The following is a 23,582-nucleotide window of genomic DNA, read 5'->3' on the forward strand; positions in this document are numbered from 1 at the left end:
CGCGTCCACCTCGCTCAGGGCGCAGGCGGGGAAACCGGAGCCGGGACCGGGTAGCGGATCGCGTGCTGCGAGCCGCGCACCCCGGTGGGGCTGCCCTTGGGCTCGGTGCATGCGAGGTCGTAGTTGGTGGGGCCGTCGGTGGTGTCGGACCCGTGCTTGCGCGGAGTGCCCTCGTACCCCGCGGTGCACGCCGGCGGGTTGAACATGTTGAGCACCAGACCGAGGTGACCGGTGCCGTCCGGCGAGAGGGTGTGGGTGAAGGCCGAGATCATCGGCAGCGCGACCAGCGTCTGCTCCAGCGCGGGACCGCGGACGCTGGTCAGCTGCATGGTGGTGAGCAGGTTCGCGGCCACGATGCCGAAGTCGGTGCCCATCGAGCGCGTGAGCTCCTGCACCTCGGTGGCGGGGCCCGGCGCCTCCTGGATGGTCTTGCGCAGATCGGGGTCGGACTGCTTGAGCTGCCCGGAGATCTGCCGCAGCCCGGTGCTGAACTCGGTGAGGTTCTGCGCCTGCTCCTGCTGGGTGCGCAGCACGACGTCGCTGTTGTCCAGCAACCCCGTGGTCTGCGGCAGGTTCTGCTGCGCGGCGGTGGTGAACGAGCTGGTGGTGTCGAGCAGCTTCTGCAGGTGGGAGCCGGTTCCGTCGAAGGCGGTCCCGACCTCGGTGACCACCGTCCGCAGCTTGTCGGTCGGCACTCCTGCCACCAGCCGGTCCACGTTGACCAGCAGCGATTCGGGGGCCGGTGGGATGGAGGTGCGCTCGATCGGGATGACCGAGCCCTCCTGGAGGAAGGGGCCTCCGCGGTGCTGCGGCTGCAGGTCGATGTACTGCTCGCCGACCGCCGAGCGGTTGGCCACCACGGCGCGGGCATCGGCGGGGATCTGCGGTGCGCCGTCGTTGATGTGCAGGTCGGCGGCGATGCCCTCGTGGGTCAGCCGCAGCGCGGTGACCCGGCCGACGGCCACGCCGCGGTAGCTGACCTCGGAGTTGGTGAACAGCCCGCCGGATTCGGGCAGCTGCACCGACACCGGGTAGCCGTTGGAGCCGAACAGCCGGTCCAGCCCGGCGTAGCGACCGCCGACGAAACCCACGCCGACCACCGCGATGACCAGGAACAGCGCCAGCTGCACCTTCACCTTGCGCGCCATCATCGGGAACCTCCTCCGGGCAGTCCCGGCAGCAACCCGCCGTCCGGCTGCGTCCCGGGGATCGGCAGCGGCGGCAGCGCTGGTGCGCCGGGCGGCAGCGGGATGTTGGCACCGGACTGGCCGGAATCGGAGAGGCCCGGGATCGGGATCGGCGGCCCGGAGGACCGCGCGAAGTTCTCGTAGAGCGCGGACAGGTCCAGGTCGATGAGCACGTCGGTGTTCACGAAGTCGCCCTTGAGCGGGACCATCGCGTACTCCGGAAACGGGTAGGTCGACAGGAACGCCATCGCCTTGGGCAGATCGGTGCCGGTCTTGGCGAGCTGCTGGAGCGTCGGCGCGAGCGCGTGCAGGTCGGCCACCAGGTCCTCCCGGCTGGCCTCGACGGTGCGGGTCGCCGTGCCGGAGAGCTTGTCCAGCGACTGCAGCATCCCGACCAGCTGACCCCGCTGGGCCTCGATCTCGCGCAGGCCCGGGGAGAGCCCGTCAAGGGCGGTGTTGATGTTGCCGGTCTGCTCGCGCAGGTTCGCCGAGAGCCGGTTGAGCCCGTCGAGGGCCCTGGTGATCTCGCCGCGCTGGCCGTCGAGCCGGATGACCACGTCGTTGACGTTGCCCAGCAGCGAGCGGATCTCCTCCTCGTTGCCGGTGAACGCCTTGTTGAGCTCCTGCACGATGGTCTGCAGCTGCTCGATGCCACCACCGTTGAGCAGCAGCGACACCGCGCCGAGCACCTCTTCGATCTGCGGGTTGCGGTTGGTGCGGTCCAGCGGAATCACCGCTCCGTCGGCGAGCTTGCCGGCGGCGTTGTCGGGCGGTGGTGCGAGTTCGACGAACTTCTCCCCCAGCAGGCTCGACTGCCGCAGCCGCGCGTAGGCGTTGGCGGGCAACCGCACGTCGCCGTTGACCCGCAGGGTCACCATCGCGGTCGTGTTGTCGGCGCTGAGGTCGATGCGGTCGATGCGCCCGACCGCCACGTCGTTGACCTTCACGCTGGCCTGCGGCACCAGGTCCAGCACGTCGTGGAAGTGCACGGTCACCGCGTAGGGGTGGTCGCCGAGCTCGGCTCCCCCGGGCAGCGGCGTGTTGTAGAGGCCGGTGAAACCGGCTGGGCCGCAACCGGACACCAGCAGCAGCGACAGGGATCCTGCCAGCAGCGCGCACCGTCGGGCCGTCATGGCGTCCCCGCCCCTCGCTTCATCGCGTCCACCAGCGGCAGCGGCACCGGGTTCTCGCCCTTGCCGAGCTGGTCCGGGACGTCGCCCGCACCGGTCTGGAGCTTGCCGAGCACGTCGGCGACCGACGGCAGCGGCGCCAGGCCCTCGACGACGGGGTTGAGCTTCTCGCAGGTGTCGCGCAGCGACTGCGGGATGGGCTCGGGAAGCGGCGTGACGTTGGCGATCAGCCTGCACACCAGCAGGATCGGCGGCTGCGCGAGCTCCTGCGGGTTCCAGCGGGAGGCCACGCTGCCCGAGGCCGAGTCGTAGGCGTTGATGAAGTTGGTCGTGGCCAGCGGCATCAGGTCCAGCACCTCGGCCAGCGCTTCCCGCTGGTCGACCAGCGCCTGGGTGACGCCGGTGAGGTTGCGGACGTTGGAGGACATGTGGTCGCGGTTGTCGTGGACGAACCGCTGGACGTCGTCGAGCGCGATCGCGAGCGAGTGCAGCGAGGTGCCCAGCTGCTCGCGCTCGGAGGCGAGGTAGCCGGTGGTGTCGGCCATCCGCCCGTAGAGCTCGCGGATCTGCGCGTCGCTCTGGGCCAGCGTGCCGGTGAACTGGTTGAGGTTGTCCACCGTGGCGAACAGGTCGTCCTGGTTCTCCGACAAGGTCGTCGAGAGCTCGCCGAGCCGCTTGATCGTGGTGTTGAGGTCCTGGCCGTTGCCGTCCACTGTGGCCGCTGTGGTGTTGAGGACGTCGTTGAGCGCGCCTTCGCGGTTGGCCCCGTCCGGGCCGAGCGCGGTGGACAGGGCGTTGACGCTCTTGTAGAGCTCGTCGAGCTCGGCGGGGGTGGCGGTGCGCTTGCGGTCGAGGACCGCGCCGGAGGCCATCACCTCGCCCTGCGTGTAGGCCGGGGTGAGCTGCACGTAGCGGTCGCTGACCAGGCTGGGCGCGACGACCACGGCGTTGGCGTCGGCGGGGATGCTCACCCCGTCGTCGACCTGCATGTCGACCCGCACCACCGGCCCTTCGGGCGTCACGGTGTCGATCTGGCCGACCTTGACGCCGAGCACTCGCACGCTGGAACCGGCGTAGAGGCCGACGGCCTTGTCGAAGTAGGCGGTGATGGTGGTGCCGCTGGCGGACAGCGTCCACCAGAGCGCTCCGGCGGTGACCAGGGCCAGCGCGCACAGCACGGCGATCATGCGGGTGAGCCTGCTCATCGGCCGCCTCCCTCGGGAACCGGGAGCTCGCACTCGGGGGTGTTGGTCTGGATCGGGCCGGCGTGGATCGGCGGCGGCAGCAGACCGCAGAAGTAGCCCTCGAACCAGCGGCCGTTGCTGATGGTGTTGTTGAAGCCGCGCACGTAGGGCTGGAGCGCGCCGATGGCCCTGTTCAGGTTGTCCTGGTTGCGCTTGAGCATCGCGGTGAGCTGGTCGAGCTGGTCGAGGGCGGGCTTCATCTGCTCCTGGTTGTCGGCCACCAGGCCGCGCAGCTGGTTCGAGAGGTTCTCGGTGCCGACCAGCAGCCCGCTGATCGCCTGCTTGCGGGCCTGCACCTCCGACAGCAGCAGGTTCCCGTCGGAGACGAGCTTGCTGACCCGCTGGTCGCGGTCGGCGACGATGCCCGAGACGTTGCTGGCGTTGCGCATCAGGTCGGCGAGCTGCTGGTCCCGGGAGGCGATGGTCTGCGAGAGCTGGGACAGGCCGTTGACGGCCTGGTCCATGTGCTGCGGCGCGCCGCGCATGGTGTCGGACATGACCCGGAAGCTCTCGGCGAGCTTGCCGCTGTCGAGCTGCCCGGTGGTCTGCGTCAGCTGGTCGATGGCGTCGGGGATGTCGAACGGAGAACTGGTGTTGCGCACCGGGATCGGCTCGGACAGCTCCTCGTCACCGGCCGGTCGCAGGCCGACGAACTTCTCGCCGAGCAGCGTCTTGATCTGGATGTCGGCGCTGGTGCGGTCGCCGATCTCGCGTCCGTCCACCGTGAACGACACCAGAACCCGGTTGCCCTCCAGCGACACGTCGTCGACCTCGCCGACCTTCACCCCGGCGATCTGCACCTCGTTCCCCGGCTCCAGCCCGGCGGATTCGGCGAAGTAGGCCGAGTAGGAGTTGCCGGAGCCGATCAGCGGCAGGTCCTTGGCGGAGAACGCCGTCAGCGTCCCGAGCACCATCAGCGCGATCGTGACGAGGCCGACGGTGACCTGGTTGCGGGCCCGTAGCGGTTTCATCGGCATCTCTCCGGCAACTGGGTCGTCGGCACGGGCAGGAGCGGGACGTTGATGTTGAGCTGGTCGATGCGGATGTTGCCGGTGACCTGGCACGAGTAGTAGTTGAACCAGCCGCCGTAGCTGACGGTCCGGGTGAGCCGGTCCAGCCGTCCGGGCATGGTCTGCAGCGTGTGCTCCAGCAGCGGCAGGTCCTTGTTGAGCAGCCCGGTGACGTCGCGCAGAGCCGCGATGTCCTGCTGCAGCGGTGGTCTGGCCTGCTCGACGAGCCCGGCGGTGGTGTTGGTCAGCTCGTCGAGGGCGCCGATGGCCTCGCCGACCGGCTCGCGCTGCTCGGCGAGGCCGGTGGTCAGCCGTTGCAGGGCGTCGATGAGCTCGGCCAGTTGCGGGCCGCGTTCGTTGACGTTGCCCAGCACGGCGTTGAGGTTGTCGATGACCTGACCGATGACCTCGTCCTTCTTCGCCAGCGTCCCGGTCAGCGACGCGGTGTGCGCCAGCAGGCTGTCGACGGTGCCGCCCTCGCCCTGCAGCACCTTCACCAGCTCGCCGGAGAGCTGGTTGACGTCCTCCGGGTTGAGGGCCTGGAACAGCGGTTTGAAGCCGTTGAACAGGGCGGTGAGGTTCAGCGCCGGGTGGGTGCGCTCCAGCGGGATCTCGTCGCCGGGCCGCAGCACGTCGGCCGGGTCGCGCAGCGGCGCGTCCAGCGCGAGGTAGCGCTGGCCCGCGATGTTGCGGAACTTCACGGTGGCCTGGGCGTCGCGCGGCAGCTTCCGGGCGCTGTCGACGTCGAAGCGCACCAGGGCGTGGTCGTCGGCGTCGACTTCGAGCTCGATGACCCTGCCGACCTTGACCCCGGCGATGCGCACGTCGTCGCCCTCGCCGAGCCCGGAGGCGTCGGCGAAGCGCGCGGTGTACTCGTGGGCGTCGCCGGAGGAGTTGGCGGCGATGGTGGACACCAGGATCCCGGTCAGGGTCAGCGTGACCGCCACGAAGACGATCAGCTTGATCAGCGGTGCGGTGATCGACCTCATCGCACGGTCACCTCCGCGTTCCGGAACAGCGGCCCGACCAGCAGGCTCGTCCAGTCGGGGACGGCCTTGGGCTGGACCTGCAGGCGCGGGGCCATCAGGGCGGCGAGCAGGTCGCGCTCGGGCTGGGAGTTGGCCACCGACGAGCTCGCCGACTGCGGCGAGGTCGACGCCGGCGCCCCGCCGGACTTCTTCCACGGGAACACCGCGTCGCGGTCTAGCGGCGGCTCGGGCTTGAACGAGCCGTCGTTGAGCGGGCCGCCCGGCGGGTACTGCGGGAACGTCTCCGGCGCCTCGACGAACGGGTAGCAACGGGGACCGCGGTGCTCCAGGTTCTTCGGATCATCCCGGCCCGGCAGGTACTTGCCGCGGCTGCCGGTGATCTCCAGCGTCATCCGCGCCATGTTCGGGGTGTCGGTCCCCTTGCCGAAGGTGAGATCGGCGTTCTTGGTGCCGGCCTGGAACTGCTGGAGCATGCAGGGGTACTGCGGCGAGTACTTCGCCAGCAGCTCCAAAGTGGACCGCGAGGTGCCCGCCAGCCGGATGAAGTTGTTGCCGTTGGCCGACAGGAACCGGTCCATCTCACCGCTGGCGCTGGTCAGCGCGCCGGTCATCTGCTGGAGCTGACCGCGCTGCTCGACGATGGTGCGGCTGGTGGCGGTGAGGTCGTTGACCGCCTGCATCAGGTCGGGTGCCGCGTCGGCGTAGTTCTCGGCGACGTCGTCGACCCGGCTGATCACCGATTCCATCTTCGGCAGCGACGGGTCGAAGTCCTGCAGGTAGCGGTCGAGCTGCACCAGCGTGTCGCCGAGCTGCTCGCCGCGCCCTTCCAGCGCCTGGGAGACGGCGTTGAGGGTGGTGGAGACCTGCTGCGGCTGCACCGCCTGCAGCACGGGCATCAGGTCGCCGAGCACCTTCTCGATCTCCATCGCCGAGGCGCTGCGGTCCTGCGGGATGACGTCCCCCGCGCTCAACGTCGCCGAGGCCGCCGCCTTCGGGATGTCCAGGGCCACGTAGCGCTCTCCGAAGAGGGTCTTCGGCAGCAGCCGCGCGGAGGCGTTGGCCGGGATCATGTCCGCCTTCTCCGGTTGCAGCGCCAGCCTCAGGTCGGCGTGGCCGTTGCCCGCGTCGATGGCCCGCACCTCGCCGACCACGACACCCCGCACCTTGACGTCGGCGCCCGGCATCATCTGGTTGCCCGCGGTGTCGGCGCGCACGGTCACCGCGACGAAGCGGGTGAACGCCTTGTTGTACATCCCGATCGTGCCCGCCAGGAACAGCCCGGCGACGACCAGGAACGCGATGCCCATCGCCTGGTAGCGGCGTCTGCTGCGCGCTTCGATCATCCGGCGATCCGAACCGTCGTGGTCGATCCCCAGATCGCCAGGCTGCAGAAGAAGTCGAGCACGGTCACCAGCACGATGGAGGTCCGCACCGCGCGGCCGACGGCGATGCCCACCCCGGCCGGACCGCCGCTGGCGGTGTAGCCGTAGTAGCAGTGGGTCAGGATCACCGCGACGCTGAAGACCATGACCTTGCCGAAGGACCACAACACGTCCTCCGGGGGTAAGAACAGGTGGAAGTAGTGGTCGTAGGTGCCCGCCGACTGCCCGTAGACCCACACCGTGATCTGCCGCGACGCCAGGTAGGAGCCCAGCAGCCCCACCACGTAGAGCGGGATGACGGCGGCGACACCGGCCAGCACCCGGCTGGTGACCAGGTACGGAACGCTGCGCACACCCATGACTTCCAGCGCGTCGATCTCGTCGGAGATGCGCATCGCGCCCAGCTGCGCGGTGAACCCGCAGCCGACGGTGGCCGACAGCGCCAGACCGGCCGACAGCGGCGCCACCTCGCGGGTGTCGAAGTAGGCGGCGATGAACCCGGTGAGCGCGGCGGTCCCGAGCTGGTTCAGCGAGGAGTAGCCCTGCAGGCCGACGACCGCACCGGTGGCCATGGTCATGCCTACCATCACGCCGAGCGTGCCGCCGATGATGGCCAGCGCACCGCTGCCGAAGACGACTTCGGTGAGCAGCCGCATCGTCTCCTTGCGGTACTTGGTCAGCGTGACCGGTACCAGCGCCAGGGCGCGCACGTAGAACGAGAGCTGCCAGCCGAGGTTGGCCAGCACGTCACCGGGCCGGGAGGCGGCCTTGGCGATGCGGCGCTGAACCGGGGCCGGTGTCGGCGGGGGTGTCGTTTCCAGGACTGCCATCTCACAAGCCCTTCGGCGGCACGAGTTGCAGGTAGATGCCCGTGACCAGCAGGTTGATCATGAACAGCAGCAGGAACGTGATGACCACGGCCTGGTTGACCGCGTCCCCGACGCCCTTGGGCCCGCCGGTGGGGTTGAGCCCCCGGTAGGCGGCGACGACTCCGGCGACGAACCCGTAGATGGCGGCCTTGATCTCGCTGACCCAGATGTCGGGGAGCGAGGCCAGCGCGTTGAAGCTGGCCAGGTAGGCGCCTGGCGTGCCGCCCTGCAGGATCACGTTGAAGAAGTAGCCGCCGAGCACGCCGACGACGCTGACCAGGCCGTTGAGCAGCAGCGACACCAGCACGGCGCCGAGCACCCTGGGCACGATCAGCCGGTGGATCGGCGAGATCCCCAGCACCTCCATGGCGTCGATCTCCTCGCGGATGGACCGGGCGCCGATGTCGGCGCACACCGCCGAACCGCCCGCACCGGCCACCAGCAGCGCGGTGATCAGCGGGCTGGCCTGCTGCAGGATCGCCAGGGCGCTGGCCGCGCCGGTGAACGACTGGGCACCGATCTGCTGGGTCAGCGAACCCAGCTGCATGGCGATCACCGCGCCGAACGGGATGGCCACCATGGCGGTCGGCAGGATCGTCACGCTGGCGAAGAACCACGCCTGCTGGATCCACTCGCGCACCGCGAACGGCCGACGTGGCGTGAGGCGCACGACTTCCCAGGCCAGCGTCGCGATCTTGCCCACGTGGCCGAGGGCCGTCGAGACCCCGGCGATCGGCGCGCTCATGGCCGCCGCTCCTGGATACCCATGCTTCCTCCCGGCCTCGTTGACGGAATCGTTCTGCGTGCCGCCTGTGAGCCCGGCGGGTGGGCGACGCGCGCTACGGGATCGAGAGGACGTCGTTGGCGGAGAAGGACTTCTCGGGGTCGCGGTCGGCGAAGTAGGCGCCGAGGCCGGATTCCAGGTCTTCCTGGGTCCAGAGCTCGCCGGGTGCGGTGAACTTCTGCTCGATGGTGGGCGGCGCGAGCAGGGCGACGGTGCCGCTGTGCACCACGAAGACCTGCCCGCTGATGTCCTTCGCGGACGGTCCCGCGAGGTAGGCCACCAGCGGGGCGACGTGCTCGACCGACATCGGGTCCACGCCCTCGTCGGGGGCGTCGCCGAAGGTCTGCTCGGTCATCGCGGTGCGGGCGCGGGGGCAGATCGCGTTGGCGCGCACGCCCATTCGCGACATCGCGCGGGCGGTGGAGACGGTCAGCGCGGCGATGCCGCCCTTGGCCGCGGCGTAGTTGGGCTGTCCCGCGGAGCCGAGCAGGAACGCCTCGGACGCGGTGTTGATGATGCTGCCGCAGGTCGCCCCGGTGTCCTTGTACTCCTGGCGCCAGTGCGCGGTCGCGTTGCGGGAGAGCAGGAAGTGGCCGCGCAGGTGCACCCGGAGCACGTCGTCCCACTCCTGGTCGCTCATCTTGAACAGCATCCGGTCGCGCAGCAGTCCGGCGTTGTTGACCACCACGTGCAGCCCGCCGAGGCGTTCGGTGGCGGCGGCCATCATCTGGGCGGAGACGTCGGAGTCGGAGACGTCGCCGACGACGGCGACCGCCTTGGTGCCGATCTCGTCGATCTCGGAGACCACGGCGTGCGCCGCGTCGGTGACGTCGTTGACCACGACGTTCGCCCCGGCCCGAGCGAGCGCGAGCGCTTCGGCCCGCCCCAGTCCCGCACCGGCTCCGGTGACGATCGCTACCTTTCCGTCCACACTCGACACGTGCGCCTCACCTCGGGTCGAAAGTGACGATCTGGCGCACCACCGCGTTGTCCCCGCTGCGCAGTGCGGCCAGCCCGTCGTTGATGTCCGCCAGCGGCAGCCGCCGGCTGATCATGCCTTCCAGGTCCAGCAATCCCGCCCGCCACAGCTCGACCATCCGGCCGGTGTCCCGGCGCGGATCGGCCGAACCGTAGAAGGAGGGGACGATGTTCTTCTCGTTGATGAACAGCTCCTGGGCGGAGAACTCGACCTTCTGCTCCTCGCCGCCCGCTCCGACGATCACCGCGGTGCCGCCGCGGCGAGCGGCGTCGTAGGCCGCGCGGATGGTCGTGGCCAGGCCCACGACCTCGAAGGCGTAGTCGAAACCGCGTCCGCCGGTGACCTCTTGGCGGACCTCGGCCAGCCCGTCCGGCGTGGTGGCGTGCGTGGCGCCGAAGCGCAGCGCCGCCTCGTGCTTAGCCACCGCGGGGTCGACCGCGACGATGCGCGAGGCACCGGCGATCCGAGCTCCCTGGATGACCGAGATCCCCACTCCCCCGCAGCCGATGACGACCACGGTGGACCCGGGCTCGACCTGCGCGGTGTTGAGCACCGCGCCGACTCCGGTCAGCACGCCGCAGCCGATCAGCGCGGCGGCCTCGTAGGGCACGTCGTCGTCGACCTTCACCGCGGCGTCGGCCGGGATCACGATCTCCTCGGCGAAGGTCCCGCACCCGGCGAAGCCGAAGGCGGACTCGCCGCCGACCTCGAAGCGGGGTGAGACGAAGGCGTTGACGGTGTGCACCTCGCACAGGTGCGGCTGCCCGTTCAGGCAGACCGCGCAGCGGCTGCACGGCGGCACGAAGGAGAGCACCACGCGGTCGCCCTCGCGGAGGTGCGAGACCCGCTCACCTGCGGCGATCACGTCACCGGCGCCCTCATGTCCCATGATCCCGGGGGCGAGCGCGGGCAGTCCGCCGCTCATGGCCGACAGGTCGCTGTGGCAGATGCCCGACGCCCGGACCCGCACGCGCACCTCGTCGGGACCCACCTCGGTGGTGGCCACGTCCGAGCGCACGTCGAGTTCGGGGTCGCCGATCTGCTTCAGCACGGCTGCCCTCATCGGCACGCTCCTCACCGGATCGAACCCCGCCACGGCGCGGGGATGTGTTAGCCAACACACACTAGAATGTGTTCTCGCTCAGTATCAAGTGCCACGTTCAGATGCGCGGATTCCGCAGAAGATTCAGACACGAGGCCAGCCATCAGAAATGGAAACTCGTTCTAGCGAATGGGACCTTTCGGTCACATTCGGGCCACGGGATCGCGAGTGCGCCACCCCTCAGGCCTTCAACGAGCGAAGCCGGAGCCCGGTCACTGCTCCATTCGGACGCGACCTCGGGTCGTGATCCTTGCTTTTAGAACACGTTACACCTTTGATGACGAGACGGTGACCGCCTGGTCTCGACCAGATCGTGACCGCCGGTCTATGATTTTAGAAACGTGTTTCACAAGCGCGTACCACCCCGGGAGGATGCATGCGCATCGCCTACACGCCCGAGCACGAGAAGCTGCGGGAGGAGTTGCGCGCCTACTTCGCCGATCTGATGACGCCCGAGCTCCGCCAGGAGCTGTCGCAGGGCGATTACGGCGACGGCGGCGCCTACAAGCAGCTGGTGCGGCAGATGGGGGCCGACGGCTGGCTGGCACTGGGCTGGCCCGAGGAGTACGGCGGGCAGAACCGCAGCATGCTGGAGCAGCTGATCTTCACCGACGAGGCGGCCATCGCCGGCGCCCCGGTCCCGTTCCTGACGCTCAACAGCATCGCGCCGACCATCATGCGGTTCGGCACCGACGAGCAGAAGTCCCACTTCCTGCCCAAGATCGCGGCCGGTGAGATCCACTTCGCCATCGGCTACTCCGAGCCCGAAGCGGGCACCGACCTGGCCTCGCTGCGCACCACCGCCGTCCGCGACGGCGAGGACTACGTGATCAACGGCCAGAAGATGTGGACCAGTCTCATCCAGTACGCCGACTACGTCTGGCTGGCCTGCCGCACCGACCCCGAGGCGCGCAAGCACCGCGGGCTCAGCGTGCTCGTCGTGCCCACCTCCTCCCCCGGCTTCTCCTGGACCCCGGTGCACACCGTGTCCGGACCGACGACCAGCGCGACCTACTACTCCGACGTGCGGGTTCCGACGTCGTCGCTGGTGGGGACCGAGAACGAGGGCTGGCCGCTGGTGACCAACCAGCTCAACCACGAGCGCGTCGCGCTCACCTCCGCCGCCCCGCTGCAGCTGGCGCTGTCCGAGGTCCGGGACTGGGCGGCGCAGACCCGGTTGTCCGACGGGCGGCGGGTGATCGACCAGGAGTGGGTGCAGCAGCACCTCGCGCGGGTGCACACCGGCGCGGAGTTCCTGAAGCTGATGAACTGGAAGATCGCCACCACCGCCGAGAAGCACCCCGCCCCGGCCGCGGCGTCGGCGACGAAGGTCTTCGGCACCGAGTTCGCCACCGAGGCCTACCGGCTGCTCATGGAGGTGCTGGGCACCTCGGGCTACGTCCGCTCCGGTTCGAAGGGCGCGGTGCTGGCCGGGCGGATCGAGCGGATGCACCGCTCGGCGCTGATCCTCACCTTCGGCGGCGGCACGAACGAGGTGCAGCGCGACATCATCGCCGCCGTCGGACTCGGCCTTCCCCCCGCGAAGCGTTGACCGCGAACCGTCCGGACGAAGAGGACTTTCGATCGTGGACGGTTCGGACCACGACCGCCCGCACCCGCACACCACCTCCCAGGAGGCGACATGGATTTCACCTTGACCGAGGGCCAGGAGGACCTGGCCGGGCTGGTCGGGCGCATCCTCGGTGACAAGGTCACCAACGAGCGGCTGCGCGAGATCGACGCGCAGGACGACCGCTTCGACCGCGCGCTGTGGACCGAGCTGGCCAAGGCCGACGTGCTCACCGCGGCGCTGCCCGACGGCGGTTTCGGGCTGCTGGAGCAGTGCAGCGTCCTGATCGAGATCGGCCACGCGGTGGCCCCCGTGCCCTACCTGCCGTCGATCACCATGGGTGCCACGACGCTGGCCGAGTTCGGCACCGACGAGCACCGGCAGCGCTGGGTCGAACCCGCCGCTCGCGGCGAGGTCGTGCTCACCGCCGCGCTGACCGAGGACGGCGGCGCCGCACCGGACTCCCCCGCCACCCGCGCCGAGCGCGACGGCGACCAGTGGGTTCTCACCGGCACCAAGGTGACCGTGCCCGCCGGCCCCATCGCCGACCTCGTGCTCGTCCCGGCCGCCACCGCCGACGGACCGCGCATCTTCCTGGTCCGGCCCGGCGACCCGGGTGCGCGGATGCAGCGCCAGGAGATCGTCGACGGCGACAGCGAGGGCTGGCTGGAGCTCTCCGGCGTCCGCATCAGCAACGCCGACGTGCTCGGTTCCGAGGCGCTGCACCAGCTCATCGTCCGAGCGACGATCGGTGTGTGCGCGGTGCAGGTCGGCGTGCTCTCCGGCGCGCTGGAGCGCACCAGCGCCTACGCCGGGGAGCGGGTGCAGTTCGGCCGCCCGATCGGCACCTTCCAGGCCGTGGCGCAGCGGCTGGCCGACGGCTTCATCGACGTGGAGGCCGCGCGGCTGACCCTCTGGCAGGCCGCCTGGATGGCCTCCGAGGGCATGCCGTGCGCGGAAGAGGCGGCCACCGCGAAGTTCTGGGCCGCCGAAGCCGGGCACCGGTTGGCGCACACCGCAGTTCACGTGCACGGCGGCGTCGGCATCGACGTCGACCACGAGCTGCACCGCTACTTCGTGGCCGCCAAGCGCGGCGAGTTCGCGCTGGGCGGGGCGACCGCGCAGCTGCGCCGGATCGGCGCGGGCCTGGCGGCGCGATGAGCTCCGCGCTGTCGCGGCCGGAGGTGATGCCGACGGTCACCGAACTGCTGCTGGCCAGGGCCGACGACCGCAGGCCGGGACTGCGCACCGAGGACGGCGAGTGGACCTGGGCCGAGCACGTCCGGCACAGCGCCGAGCGCGCCGCGCTGCTGCGGGAGCTGCTGCCCTCCGGCGAGCCGCCGCACATCGGCGTGCTGCTGGACAACGTCCCGGAGTTCTCCTTCCTCCTCGGCGGTGCCGCGCTGTCGGGTTCGGTGGTGGTCGGCCTCAACCCGACCCGCAGGGGTGCGGCGCTGGAGCGCGACATCCGGCTGGCCGACTGCCGGGTCCTGCTCACCGACGCCGCCTACGCGCCGCTGCTGGAGGACCTGGACCTCGACGGGATCGAGGTCGTCACGCTGGATTCCTGGCACCGCGAGCTCGACCGGCACGTCGGTGCACCCCTGAACCCGGTGCCCGCCCACGGCGACGACCTGCTGGTCCTGGTGTTCACCTCGGGCACCGGTGGCGATCCGAAGGCGGTGCGCTGCACCCACGCCAAGATCGCCTACCCGGGCCGGATGCTGGCCGAGCGCTTCGGCCTCGGCGGCGAGGACGTCGCCTACATCTCGATGCCGCTGTTCCACTCCAACGCCCTCATGGCGGGCTGGTCGGTCGGGCTGGCAGCGGGCGCGGCCCTGGCCCTGCGGCCGAAGTTCTCGGCCTCCGGATTCCTGCCGGACGTGCGCCGCTACGGAGCGACCTACGCCAACTACGTCGGCACGCCGCTGTCCTACGTGCTGGCCACCCCGGCGAGACCGGACGACACCGACAACCCGCTGCGCGTCGTCTACGGCAACGAGGGCAACCAGCGCGACATCGCGCGTTTCGCGGAGCGCTTCGGCTGCCACGTCGTCGACGGTTTCGGCTCCTCGGAGGGCGGCATCGCGGTCACCCGCACCCCGGACACCCCTCCGGGCGCGCTGGGCAAGGCCACGGACGGAGTCGCGGTCTTCGACCCGGACACCGGAAAGCCCTGCCCTCCGGCGGAGTTCGACGACTCCGGCCTGCTGCTCAACGGCGAGGCGGCGATCGGCGAGCTGGTCAACACCACCGGACCCGGCTCGTTCGCCGGCTACTACGGGGCGCCGGAGGCCGACGCGGAGCGGATGCGCGACGGCATGTACTGGAGCGGCGACCTCGGCTACCTCGACGCGGACGGCTTCTGCTACTTCGCGGGGCGTTCGAGCGACTGGCTCCGGGTGGACGGCGAGAACCTGGGCGCAGCGCCGATCGAGCGAATCCTGCTGCGTCACCCCCAGATCCAGGAGGCCGCGGTCTACGCGGGACCGGCGGAGGTGGGTGATTCGGTGATGGCGGCGATCACCACCACCGACGGGTTCGACCCGGCGTCGCTGGACGACTTCCTGACGGCTCAGGCGGATCTGGGACCCAAGCAGTGGCCGAGCTACGTCCGGCTGGTGTCCGAGCTGCCCCGGACCTCCACGCACAAGGTGCTCAAGCGCGAGCTCGCGGCCGAGGGCGTCCGGACGCGCGATCCGGTGTGGCGCCGCGTCGATGCCACCTACCATCCTCAAAATCTATAACTTGTTCTAATTTCCTCCAATCGAGCAACGTCTACAGATGGCGTGTTCGACACTGATTCCTATAACCTGTTTCACATACAACACGTGACTGATGGAGGGACGCGATGAGCGGGACGGAGCGTGAGCACGGGGTGCGCACGATCGATGCCGGTGCCCCGCCACAACGGTTCGCCCGGGGGTGGCACTGCCTGGGCCCCGTCGAGGAGTTCCAGGACGGCAAGCCGCACGCGGTGCACGCGTTCGGCACCAAGCTCGTGGTCTTCGCCGACAGCCAGGGCGAGCTGCACGTGCTCGACGGCTACTGCAGGCACATGGGCGGCGACCTCACCCAGGGCGAGATCAAGGGCGACTCGGTGGCCTGCCCCTTCCACGACTGGCGCTGGGGTGGCAACGGCCGCTGCACCTCCATCCCCTACGCCAAGCGGGTTCCCGGCCGCGCACGCACGCGCTCGTGGCTGACGTTGCAGGAGAACAAGCAGCTGTTCGTCTACCACGACCCGCAGGGCAACCCGCCGCCGGCGGAGGTCACGATCCCGCGGATCGACGAGGTCTTCACCGACGAGTGGTCGAACTGGACCTGGGACCGCGTCCAGATCGACAACTCCAACTGCCGCGAGATCATCGACAACGTCGTGGACATGGCGCACTTCTTCTACGTGCACTTCGCCTTCCCGACGTACTTCAAGAACATCTTCGAAGGTCACGTCGCCACCCAGCACCTGCACTCGCGCGGACGTCCCGACGTCGGCGCCTCGCAGGGCAACTACGCCGGCGACGACACCACGCTGCGCTCGGAGGCCAGCTACTACGGGCCTTCGTACATGATCAACCGGCTGTGGACCGAGTTCAAGGGCACGCCGATCGACGCCTACCTCATCAACTGCCACTACCCGATCTCACCGACGAGCTTCGTCCTCCAGTGGGGCGTTTCGGTCAAGAAGCTGCCCGGCCTCGACGACGAGCAGGCCGACATGGTGGCGGGCAAGTTCGCCAAGTCCTTCGGCGTCGGGTTCCTCCAGGACGTGGAGATCTGGCGGAACAAGTCCCGGATCGACAACCCGCTGCTGGTCGAGGAGGACGGGCCGGTCTACCAGCTCCGCCGCTGGTACGACCAGTTCTACGTGGACGTCGAGGACGTCAGCGAGGAGATGACCTCCCGCTTCGAGTTCGAGGTGGACACCACGCGCGCCGTGCAGGCGTGGGAGGCCGAGGTCGCCGAGAACCTGGCCCGGCGCGAAGCAGAGGGGGCCGGCACGTCATGACGGCCGCCCGCACCGACGTCCCGGCCAGCACGACCGCCGACCAGCGGCTCTACCTGGAGGGAGGACTGCGCCCGCTGCCCTGCGCCACGTGCGGGGTGCGGGTGCTGGTCAAGAAGCTCAGCCCGGAGCAGACCAGCATCCAGTGGACCACCTCGACCGGCGACTGCCCGGAGATCGCCGCCCGCATCGCCGAGGGCGAGCACCCGGCGCTCGTGGACACCTGCCCCCGGTTGCGCGCCACCATCGAGCACGCGCTCCGAGAAGGAGTTCTGGAAGTTCCCGAAATCAAGGAGTGATTTCCGAGAACACCGGTGGAACGGGTTACCGATCACACCGTGTTAACGTGATCTTGCGGTTGGCGCGCCAACGCCTTTCCGCCGATGCGCTAGGGGGCGTTGCGTCGATGAGTTCTGCCGCCAACCGGAACGGCCAGGGCGGACACGCGCTCAACGCGATGGCCGACGACGAGCTCACCGCCACCGCCCAGCGCGATCGCCGCAAGCGGATCCTCGACGCGACCGTCGCCCTGGCCGACAAGGGCGGTTTCGACGCGGTGCAGATGCGCGCCGTCGCCGAGCGCGCCGACGTCGCCCTGGGCACGCTGTACCGCTACTTCCCGTCCAAGATCCACCTGCTGGTGGCGAGCCTGGTCCGCGAGCTGGAGCGCATCCAGGAACGCCTGGACCGCGCGCCGATCCGCGGCGATTCGCCCTACGAGCGGCTGCTGTTCGTGCTGAGCCGCCTCACCCGGGCGTTCCAGCGCAACCCGAACCTCTCCGAGGCGGTCACCCGCGCGCTGATGTCGGCGGACGCCTCGGCCGCCACCGAGGTCGACCTGGCCAACCGCATGATGGAGGCCATGTTCATCGCGGTGATGAGCGACGGAGAACCGAGCGACGAGCAGGTGGCCGTGGCCCGCGTCATCGGAGACGTCTGGCTGTCGAACCTGGTCGCCTGGGTGACCCGGCGAGCCTCCGCCACCGACGTCTCCAACCGCCTCGAACTCACAGTCCGACTCCTCCTCCGATGAATTCCAGGCACGTAGAACACGTTATCGATTCAAGGACGGAAATCAACACAATCGGCGAAGCCGCTTTCTCTTTCACCACCCCCGCAATTCGCACCGCCGCGGGTTCTGAGCGGCTTCGTGGCGAGTACGCCGCGACGCCGCGTATTCGACATACTCAAGGAGTGGCACACGGAGTCCACGGAGCCGCTCAGGTTCCGCTACCCGCACCGTCACGCAAAGAGACCACGTTAGGCTCATCGCATGACCGAGCCCGTCCGTCAGTTCTTGGAAGGCAAACGCGCCGAGACCGTTCGCCGGTTGCTGGACGCCACGGTCGAAGAGCTGGAGGAGCGCGGCTTCGGAGCCTTGACCGTGCGGTCGGTGGCCGAGCGCGCCGAGGTCTCCCGCGCCACCGCCTACTCCTACTTCTCCTCCAAGGAACACCTGGTCACGGCCGTGTTCTGGAAGCGCGTCCAGGCGTTGCCGCCCAGCGGCGAGGACCGCACCGGCAAGCCCGGCGCGGACGTCGCGCAGGTGGTAAACACGATCGCTCGGATGCTGGCCTCCGAACCGGCGCTGGTGCGGGCCTGCACCACGGCGCTGCTGGCCGATCAGCAGGAGGTCAAGCGGCTGCGCGACGAGATCGGCCAGGAGGTCTACCGGCGGTTGAACGACGCGGTCGGCGAGGCCGATCCGTCGGCGCTGGATGCCGTGATGACGGCGTTCGTAGGCTCGCTGGTGCTGGCGGGCAGCGGATACCTGCCGATGGAGGAGATGGCCTCGCACCTGGCGGGCATCACCGACCGGGTGTTGCCGCCGGCTGATCGTTGATGCTGCGCAGGACGCTGTCCTGGGCGGCGGGCGGAAGCTGGTCGAGCATGCCCATGACGCGGTTCTTCCGCCGCTGCACGGCCTGACGTTCCGGCAGCCCGGCGCTGACGGGCAGCTGCGGCGGCACGCCGACCACCCGCTGCTCGGCGGCGATCTGCCCGCTGGCCAGCCACTGGCGCTCGCGGTCGATGCTCGCCTGGTCCTTCTCCTCGCTCATCCCGATCGGGCCGGTCTTGTCACCGCTGAGGAACTGCGCCACCACCGGGTCTTCGCTGGTGAGCAGGACTTCGCGCGGTCCGAACAGGACGAGTTCGCGGCGGAAGAGCATGCCCAGGTTGTCCGGCACGGTCCGGGCGAGGTTGATGTTGTGGGTGACGATCAGGATCGTGGCGTCCAGGTGCGCGTTGATGTCGATGAGCAGCTGCGAGAGGTAGGCGGTGCGCACCGGGTCCAGTCCGGAGTCCGGTTCGTCGCAGAGGATGATCTGCGGGTCGAGCACCAGCGCGCGGGCGAGCCCTGCGCGCTTGCGCATCCCGCCGGAGATCTCCCCCGGCAGCTTGTCCTCGGCTCCGGACAGGCCGACCATCTCCATGCGTTCGAGCACGATACGGCGGATCTCGGCCTCGGTCTTGCGGGTGTGCTCGCGCAGCGGGAACGCGACGTTGTCGAACAGGTCCATGGACCCGAACAGCGCCCCGTCCTGGAACAGCACGCCGAAGAGCTTGCGGATCTCGTAGAGCTCGTGCTCGCTGCACGAGCAGATGTCCACGCCGTTGACCAGGCAGCGCCCGTTCTCCGGCTTGAGCAGCCCGATCATGGACTTGAGGAACACCGACTTGCCGGTCCCGGACGGGCCGAGCAGCGCCGAGACCTCGCCCTGCGGCAGCGTGAACCCCACGTCCCGCCAGATCGTCTGCGGCCCGAAGGACTTGCTCAACCCCTCGATGACGACTTCAGCGCCCACACCCACTCCTCACGTCGACGTCGCAGAACTCGTCAGGCGATCATCGGAACCGCTGTCGCGGCACCGCGTTTCAGCGCCGGTAGTAGGCGTGGGTGGCGGTGGCTCCGCCGTCCGCCACGAATTCGGCGCCCGTGCAGTAGGTGCTCTCCTCGCTGGCGAGGAACACCACGAGACCGACGATGTCCTCGGGCTGGCCGATGCGGCCGAGCGGGACCATCTCGCCGATCGGGCTGAGGTCGGTGCCCTCGCCGGTGAACTCCCGGGTCATGCCGGTGTCGAACATGCCGGGGTGCACGGAGTTGACGCGGATGTTGCGCGGCCCGAGCTCCATGGCCGCGGCCTTGGTCATGCCCCGGATGGCGAACTTGCTCGCGGTGTAGGCGACCAGGTGCGGCATGCCGCCGAGGCCTTCGACGGAGGAGAAGTTCACGATCGAACCGCCGCCGGCCTCGGTGAGCGCGGGTGCCGCAGCGCGCATCCCGAGGAAGGTGCCGAACTGGTTGACCCGCACGATGCGCTCGTAGTCGGCCAGCGAGGTGTCCTCCAGCGCGGAGAACATGAGCACACCGGCGTTGTTGACCAGGACGTCGAGCCGGCCGAAACCGTCGGTGGCCTGGGCGACGGCGTCGCTCCAGTCGTCCTCCTGGGAGACGTCGAGGTGCGCGTAGCTGGCGGATTCGCCGAGCTCGTCGGCGAGTTCCTTGCCCGGAGCGTCGAGGATGTCGGCGATGACCACCGAGGCGCCTTCGGCGACGAAGCCGCGCGCGATGGCCGCGCCCTGCCCCCGCGCCGCGCCCGTGACCAGTGCGACCTTTCCCGCGAGCCGTCCCATGCGCCGCCCTCCCTGCCGAGCCGAAGCCGTCCGCATCCGAGACTAGAACACGTTCTCGACAAAAGGGAACCCACCTCGCAGCACGGCCTTGAAAGCGGATGAACTTGTTCTCGATTCAGCCTTCGGCGGGCTTGCCGGAGCGAACCGAGTCGTACTAGCGTCTGGACACATGTCCAGTGGTGTCGTGTTCAGCCCGTACGACTACGCCGTGCACGCCGACCCCTACCCGATCTACGCGAGGCTGCGCGACGAAGCGCCGGTCTACCGGAACGACGAGCTCGATTTCTGGGCGCTGTCACGGCATTCCGACGTCGCCGCGCTGTTCCGCGACAACACCCGGCTGTCCAACGCCAACGGCGTCTCGCTGGACCCGGCTGCCTGGGGCCCCTACGCGCACAAGACGATGTCGTTCCTCGCGCTCGACGACCCCCGGCACAACCGGTTGCGCTCGCTGGTCTCCCGCGGCTTCACCCCGCGCCGGGTCCGCGACCTGCAACCCCGCATCCTCGAACTCGCCCGCCATCACCTGCATCCCGCGCTGGAATCGGGCGAGTTCGACTTCGTGGCGGACTTCGCGGGCAAGTTCCCGATGGACGTGATCTCCGAGCTGATGGGCGTCCCGGAAGCCGACCGCGACCGCCTGCGGGAGCTCGCCGACACCGTGATGCACCGCGACGAAGGGGTTTTCGACGTCCCGCAGGCGGCGATGGAGGCCTCGCTGAACCTGGTCGGCTACTACGCGGACATGCTCGCCGAGCGCCGCCGCGAACGCACCGACGACCTCACCTCCGCGCTGCTGGACGCCGAGATCGACGGCGACCGGCTCAGCGACGAGGAGATCATCGCGTTCCTGTTCCTGATGGTCGTCGCCGGCAACGAGACGACCACGAAGCTGCTGGCCAACGCCGTGCACTGGGCTCACCTCAACCCCGGCGAGCAGGCGAAGCCCTTCGGAGACCCGGGCCGGGTGAGCGACTGGATCGAGGAGACGCTGCGCTACGACACCTCCAGCCAGATGGTCGCGCGGACCACCACCGAGGACATCCGCCTGCACGGCACCACGATCCCCGCGGGCGCGCGGGTGCTGCTGCTGGTCGGCTCGGCGAACCGGGATCCGCGAGCATTCGCCGACGCCGACCACTACGACCTCGACCGCCGCACCGACACCCAGATCGTCAGCTTCGGCGGCGGAACCCACTTCTGCCTCGGCGCGCACCTCGCGCGGCTGGAGGCGCGGATCGCGCTGACCGAGTTCGTCGAGCTGGTGAAGTCCTACGACGTCGACACCGACCGCGCGCAGCGGGTGCACTCCAGCAACGTGCGCGGCTTCGCGACCCTGCCCGTTCGCGTGGAAAGCAGGTAGCCATGCCCAGATTCGAACCGAACCCGCAACGCCGACCCACCGCGATCGCCGGTGCGTCGGCCGGGATCGGCGCGGCGACCGCCCAGGCCCTGGCCGCCTCCGGTCACCCGGTGGCGCTCGGCGCGCGCCGCGTCGACAAGTGCCAGGAGCTGGCGGAGAAGATCCGCGCCGACGGCGGTCAGGCCGTCGCCGTGCCGCTGGACGTCACCGACGAGGACTCGGTGACGGCGTTCGTGACCAGGACGACCGAGGAGCTCGGCGACATCGAGGTCCTGGTCTACGGCGCGGGCGACCTCGACGCCGACCTGGTGCACGAGATGGAGGGATCGCGCTTCCAGGGCCAGCTCGACGTGCACCTCGGCGGAGCTCACCGCCTCACCTCGCGGATCGTGCCCGGCATGGTCGACCGCCGGCGCGGTGACGTGGTGTTCATCGGCTCCGACGTGGTCCCCAAACCCCGGCCGCGGATGGGCGCCTACGTGCCCGCGAAGGCCGGGCTGGAGGCCATGGCCCGGACGATGCGCATGGAGCTGGAGGGCACCGGGGTGCGCGCGAGCATCGTCCGGCCCGGACCCACCTCCACCTCGATGGGCATGCAATGGGACGAGAAGACCACCGAGGCCGTGCTCAACGACTGGGTGAAGTGGGGCCTGGCGCGGCACCCGTACTTCCTGCGCGCGTCCGACATCGCCGACGCCGTGCACCACGTAATCTCCGCGCCGCGCGGCGTGCACCTGAGCTTGATCGAGGTCGAACCCGAAGCACCGCTGGAGGAGAGATGACGCTGCTCGCGCCGAAACAGGTCTCCGGTGGCCAGGACGAGCACGGCCACCTCGAAGAGCTGCGCACCGATCCGATCGCGCTGATGCGCCGAGTGCGCGAGGAGTGCGGCGACGTCGGCACCTTCGACCTGGCCGGGCGCCGGGTGGTGCTGCTGTCGGGAGCCGAGGCCAACGAGTTCTTCTTCCGCGCCTCCGACGACGACCTGGACCAGGCCGCCGCGTACCCGTTCATGACGCCGATCTTCGGGCAGGGCGTGGTCTTCGACGCCCCGCCGGAGCGGCGCAAGGAGATGCTGCACAACCAAGCGCTGCGCGGCGAGCAGATGCGCGGCCACGCCCAGACCATCGACGCCGAGATCGCCCGGACGGTGGCCGAGTGGGGCGATGAGGGCGAGATCGACCTGCTGGACTTCTTCGCCGAGCTGACGATCTACACGTCCTCAGCCTGCCTCATCGGCAAGCGGTTCCGCGACCAGCTCGACCACCGCTTCGCCGAGCTCTACCACGAGCTGGAGCGCGGAACCGACGCGCTGGCCTACGTCGACCCCTACGCGCCGATCGAGAGCTTCCGGCGTCGGGACGAGGCGCGGGCCGGTCTGGTGCGGCTGGTGCAGGAGATCATGGACGGCCGGGCCGCGGCCGGGAAACCGCCGCGCGACGAGCGGGACATGCTCGACGTGCTGATGTCGGTCAAGGACGAGGCCGGTAAGCTGCGGTTCAGCGCCGACGAGATCACCGGGATGTTCATCTCGATGATGTTCGCCGGGCACCACACCAGCTCCGGCACGGCCGCGTGGACGCTCATCGAGCTGCTCCGCAATCCCGGCGTGATGGACGGGGTCGTCTCCGAGCTCGACGAGCTCTACTCCGACGGTTCGGAGGTGAGCTTCCGCTCGTTGCGGGCGATCCCGCGGCTGGAGGGCGCGATCAAGGAAGCGCTGCGGCTGCACCCGCCGCTGATCCTGCTGCTGCGCGTCGCTCAGGACGACTTCGAGGTGCGCGGGCAGCGGATCGAGCGCGGTGGCTTCGTGGCCGCCACTCCCGCGATCTCCAACCGGATCCCGGATGACTTCCCCGATCCCGATTCGTTCCACCCGGAGCGCTACGCCGAGGCGCGCCAGGAGGACCTGGTCAACCGCTGGACGTGGATCCCCTTCGGTGCCGGGCGGCACCGGTGCGTGGGAGCGGCGTTCGCGATGATGCAGCTCAAGGCGATCTTCTCGGTCCTGCTGCGGGACTTCAGCTTCGAGCTCGCGCAGCCTCCGGAGTCCTACCGCAACGACCACTCGAAGATGGTCGTCCAGCTCGCCCAGCCGTGCCGGGTGACCTACCGCCGCCGGAAGGAGTCCTGATGCGAGTCGTGTGCGATCTCGACCTGTGCCAGGGGCACGCGATGTGCGAGGTCGAGGCGCCGGAGGTGTTCTCGGTCCCCAAGCGCGGCACGGTCGACGTGCTGATCAGCGAGCCGCCGGCGGATCTGCGCGCCGAGGTGGAACGTGCCGTGCAGGAATGCCCCACGCAGGCCCTGAGCATCGAGGAGGCTTGA

23 protein-coding genes are annotated in these 23,582 nt (G+C 69.6%); 11 read left to right on the forward strand and 12 right to left on the reverse strand.

The window, feature by feature from the left end; translation table 11 throughout:
• Positions 1-14: 14 nt before the first annotated feature.
• From E1181_RS15130 to E1181_RS15175, 10 genes are all read right to left on the reverse strand, one after another.
• Positions 15-1,151 (reverse strand): MCE family protein, encoded by a 1,137-nt coding sequence (locus tag E1181_RS15130; protein ID WP_132675254.1) that lies wholly within the window; start codon positions 1,149-1,151, stop codon positions 15-17.
• Positions 1,148-2,320: an MCE family protein gene (locus tag E1181_RS15135; protein ID WP_132675256.1), complete on the reverse strand. Its 1,173-nt coding sequence runs from the start codon at positions 2,318-2,320 to the stop codon at positions 1,148-1,150. The genes E1181_RS15130 and E1181_RS15135 overlap by 4 nt, the downstream gene beginning before the upstream one ends.
• On the reverse strand, positions 2,317-3,522 hold the full coding sequence (locus tag E1181_RS15140; protein WP_132675258.1) for an MCE family protein: 1,206 nt from the start codon (positions 3,520-3,522) through the stop codon (positions 2,317-2,319). Before E1181_RS15140 ends, E1181_RS15135 begins: the two co-directional genes overlap by 4 nt.
• Entirely contained in the window at positions 3,519-4,532 is a 1,014-nt protein-coding gene (locus tag E1181_RS15145) for an MCE family protein (RefSeq protein ID WP_132675260.1), read from the reverse strand. The genes E1181_RS15140 and E1181_RS15145 overlap by 4 nt, the downstream gene beginning before the upstream one ends.
• Positions 4,529-5,560, reverse strand: coding sequence for an MCE family protein (locus tag E1181_RS15150; protein ID WP_132675262.1), 1,032 nt, complete (start codon positions 5,558-5,560; stop codon positions 4,529-4,531). Before E1181_RS15150 ends, E1181_RS15145 begins: the two co-directional genes overlap by 4 nt.
• A complete protein-coding gene (locus E1181_RS15155; RefSeq protein ID WP_132675264.1) occupies positions 5,557-6,903 on the reverse strand; it encodes an MCE family protein in 1,347 nt (448 codons plus the stop codon). The genes E1181_RS15150 and E1181_RS15155 overlap by 4 nt, the downstream gene beginning before the upstream one ends.
• Positions 6,900-7,772: an MlaE family ABC transporter permease gene (locus E1181_RS15160; protein ID WP_132675266.1), complete on the reverse strand. Its 873-nt coding sequence runs from the start codon at positions 7,770-7,772 to the stop codon at positions 6,900-6,902. The genes E1181_RS15155 and E1181_RS15160 overlap by 4 nt, the downstream gene beginning before the upstream one ends.
• 1 nt (position 7,773) lies before the next feature.
• Entirely contained in the window at positions 7,774-8,556 is a 783-nt protein-coding gene (locus tag E1181_RS15165; protein ID WP_132675268.1) for an MlaE family ABC transporter permease, read from the reverse strand.
• A gap of 94 nt (positions 8,557-8,650) precedes the next feature.
• Positions 8,651-9,535, reverse strand: a complete 885-nt coding sequence (locus tag E1181_RS15170; RefSeq protein WP_132675270.1) for a 3-oxoacyl-ACP reductase — start codon at positions 9,533-9,535, stop codon at positions 8,651-8,653.
• Positions 9,536-9,542: 7 nt separating this feature from the next.
• Entirely contained in the window at positions 9,543-10,637 is a 1,095-nt protein-coding gene (locus E1181_RS15175; RefSeq protein ID WP_132675272.1) for a Zn-dependent alcohol dehydrogenase, read from the reverse strand.
• Between the two features lie 415 nt (positions 10,638-11,052).
• On the opposite strand from E1181_RS15175, the gene E1181_RS15180 reads away from it, so the two are divergent.
• The 7 genes from E1181_RS15180 (at position 11,053) to E1181_RS15210 (ending at position 18,095) form a co-directional block, all read left to right on the forward strand.
• Positions 11,053-12,228, forward strand: a complete 1,176-nt coding sequence (locus E1181_RS15180) for an acyl-CoA dehydrogenase family protein (RefSeq protein WP_132675274.1) — start codon at positions 11,053-11,055, stop codon at positions 12,226-12,228.
• Positions 12,229-12,318: 90 nt separating this feature from the next.
• Positions 12,319-13,407: an acyl-CoA dehydrogenase family protein gene (locus E1181_RS15185; RefSeq protein WP_132675276.1), complete on the forward strand. Its 1,089-nt coding sequence runs from the start codon at positions 12,319-12,321 to the stop codon at positions 13,405-13,407.
• On the forward strand, positions 13,404-14,993 hold the full coding sequence (locus tag E1181_RS15190; protein ID WP_132675277.1) for a long-chain-fatty-acid--CoA ligase: 1,590 nt from the start codon (positions 13,404-13,406) through the stop codon (positions 14,991-14,993). Before E1181_RS15185 ends, E1181_RS15190 begins: the two co-directional genes overlap by 4 nt.
• A gap of 104 nt (positions 14,994-15,097) precedes the next feature.
• Positions 15,098-16,255 (forward strand): Rieske 2Fe-2S domain-containing protein, encoded by a 1,158-nt coding sequence (locus E1181_RS15195; RefSeq protein WP_132675279.1) that lies wholly within the window; start codon positions 15,098-15,100, stop codon positions 16,253-16,255.
• Entirely contained in the window at positions 16,252-16,551 is a 300-nt protein-coding gene (locus E1181_RS15200; protein ID WP_132675281.1) for a hypothetical protein, read from the forward strand. The genes E1181_RS15195 and E1181_RS15200 overlap by 4 nt, the downstream gene beginning before the upstream one ends.
• A 107-nt stretch (positions 16,552-16,658) precedes the next feature.
• The gene (gene kstR / locus E1181_RS15205) at positions 16,659-17,285 is read left to right on the forward strand and encodes a cholesterol catabolism transcriptional regulator KstR (protein WP_132675283.1); all 627 of its coding nucleotides are present in this window, start codon (positions 16,659-16,661) and stop codon (positions 17,283-17,285) included.
• Between the two features lie 240 nt (positions 17,286-17,525).
• Positions 17,526-18,095 carry a TetR/AcrR family transcriptional regulator gene (locus tag E1181_RS15210; RefSeq protein WP_132675285.1) on the forward strand — a complete coding sequence of 190 codons (570 nt, stop codon included), beginning with the start codon at positions 17,526-17,528 and terminating at the stop codon, positions 18,093-18,095.
• Here E1181_RS15210 and E1181_RS15215 read toward each other — a convergent pair.
• On the reverse strand, positions 18,061-19,059 hold the full coding sequence (locus E1181_RS15215; RefSeq protein ID WP_132675287.1) for an ABC transporter ATP-binding protein: 999 nt from the start codon (positions 19,057-19,059) through the stop codon (positions 18,061-18,063). The two genes, E1181_RS15210 and E1181_RS15215, sit on opposite strands and share 35 nt — an antisense overlap.
• Before the next feature lie 70 nt (positions 19,060-19,129).
• A complete protein-coding gene (locus E1181_RS15220; protein WP_132675289.1) occupies positions 19,130-19,891 on the reverse strand; it encodes a glucose 1-dehydrogenase in 762 nt (253 codons plus the stop codon).
• 169 nt (positions 19,892-20,060) lie between these two features.
• On the opposite strand from E1181_RS15220, the gene E1181_RS15225 reads away from it, so the two are divergent.
• From E1181_RS15225 to E1181_RS15240, 4 genes are read left to right on the forward strand one after another with little or no spacing between them, the layout of a single operon-like run.
• A complete protein-coding gene (locus tag E1181_RS15225; RefSeq protein WP_132675291.1) occupies positions 20,061-21,254 on the forward strand; it encodes a cytochrome P450 in 1,194 nt (397 codons plus the stop codon).
• Positions 21,255-21,256: 2 nt separating this feature from the next.
• On the forward strand, positions 21,257-22,036 hold the full coding sequence (locus E1181_RS15230) for an SDR family oxidoreductase (RefSeq protein WP_132675293.1): 780 nt from the start codon (positions 21,257-21,259) through the stop codon (positions 22,034-22,036).
• Positions 22,033-23,388, forward strand: a complete 1,356-nt coding sequence (locus E1181_RS15235; protein ID WP_132675295.1) for a cytochrome P450 — start codon at positions 22,033-22,035, stop codon at positions 23,386-23,388. Before E1181_RS15230 ends, E1181_RS15235 begins: the two co-directional genes overlap by 4 nt.
• Positions 23,388-23,582, forward strand: a complete 195-nt coding sequence (locus E1181_RS15240) for a ferredoxin (protein WP_132675297.1) — start codon at positions 23,388-23,390, stop codon at positions 23,580-23,582. Before E1181_RS15235 ends, E1181_RS15240 begins: the two co-directional genes overlap by 1 nt.

Origin of the sequence: Saccharopolyspora terrae (assembly GCF_004348435.1) — a bacterium.
GTDB lineage: Bacteria > Actinomycetota > Actinomycetes > Mycobacteriales > Pseudonocardiaceae > Saccharopolyspora > Saccharopolyspora endophytica.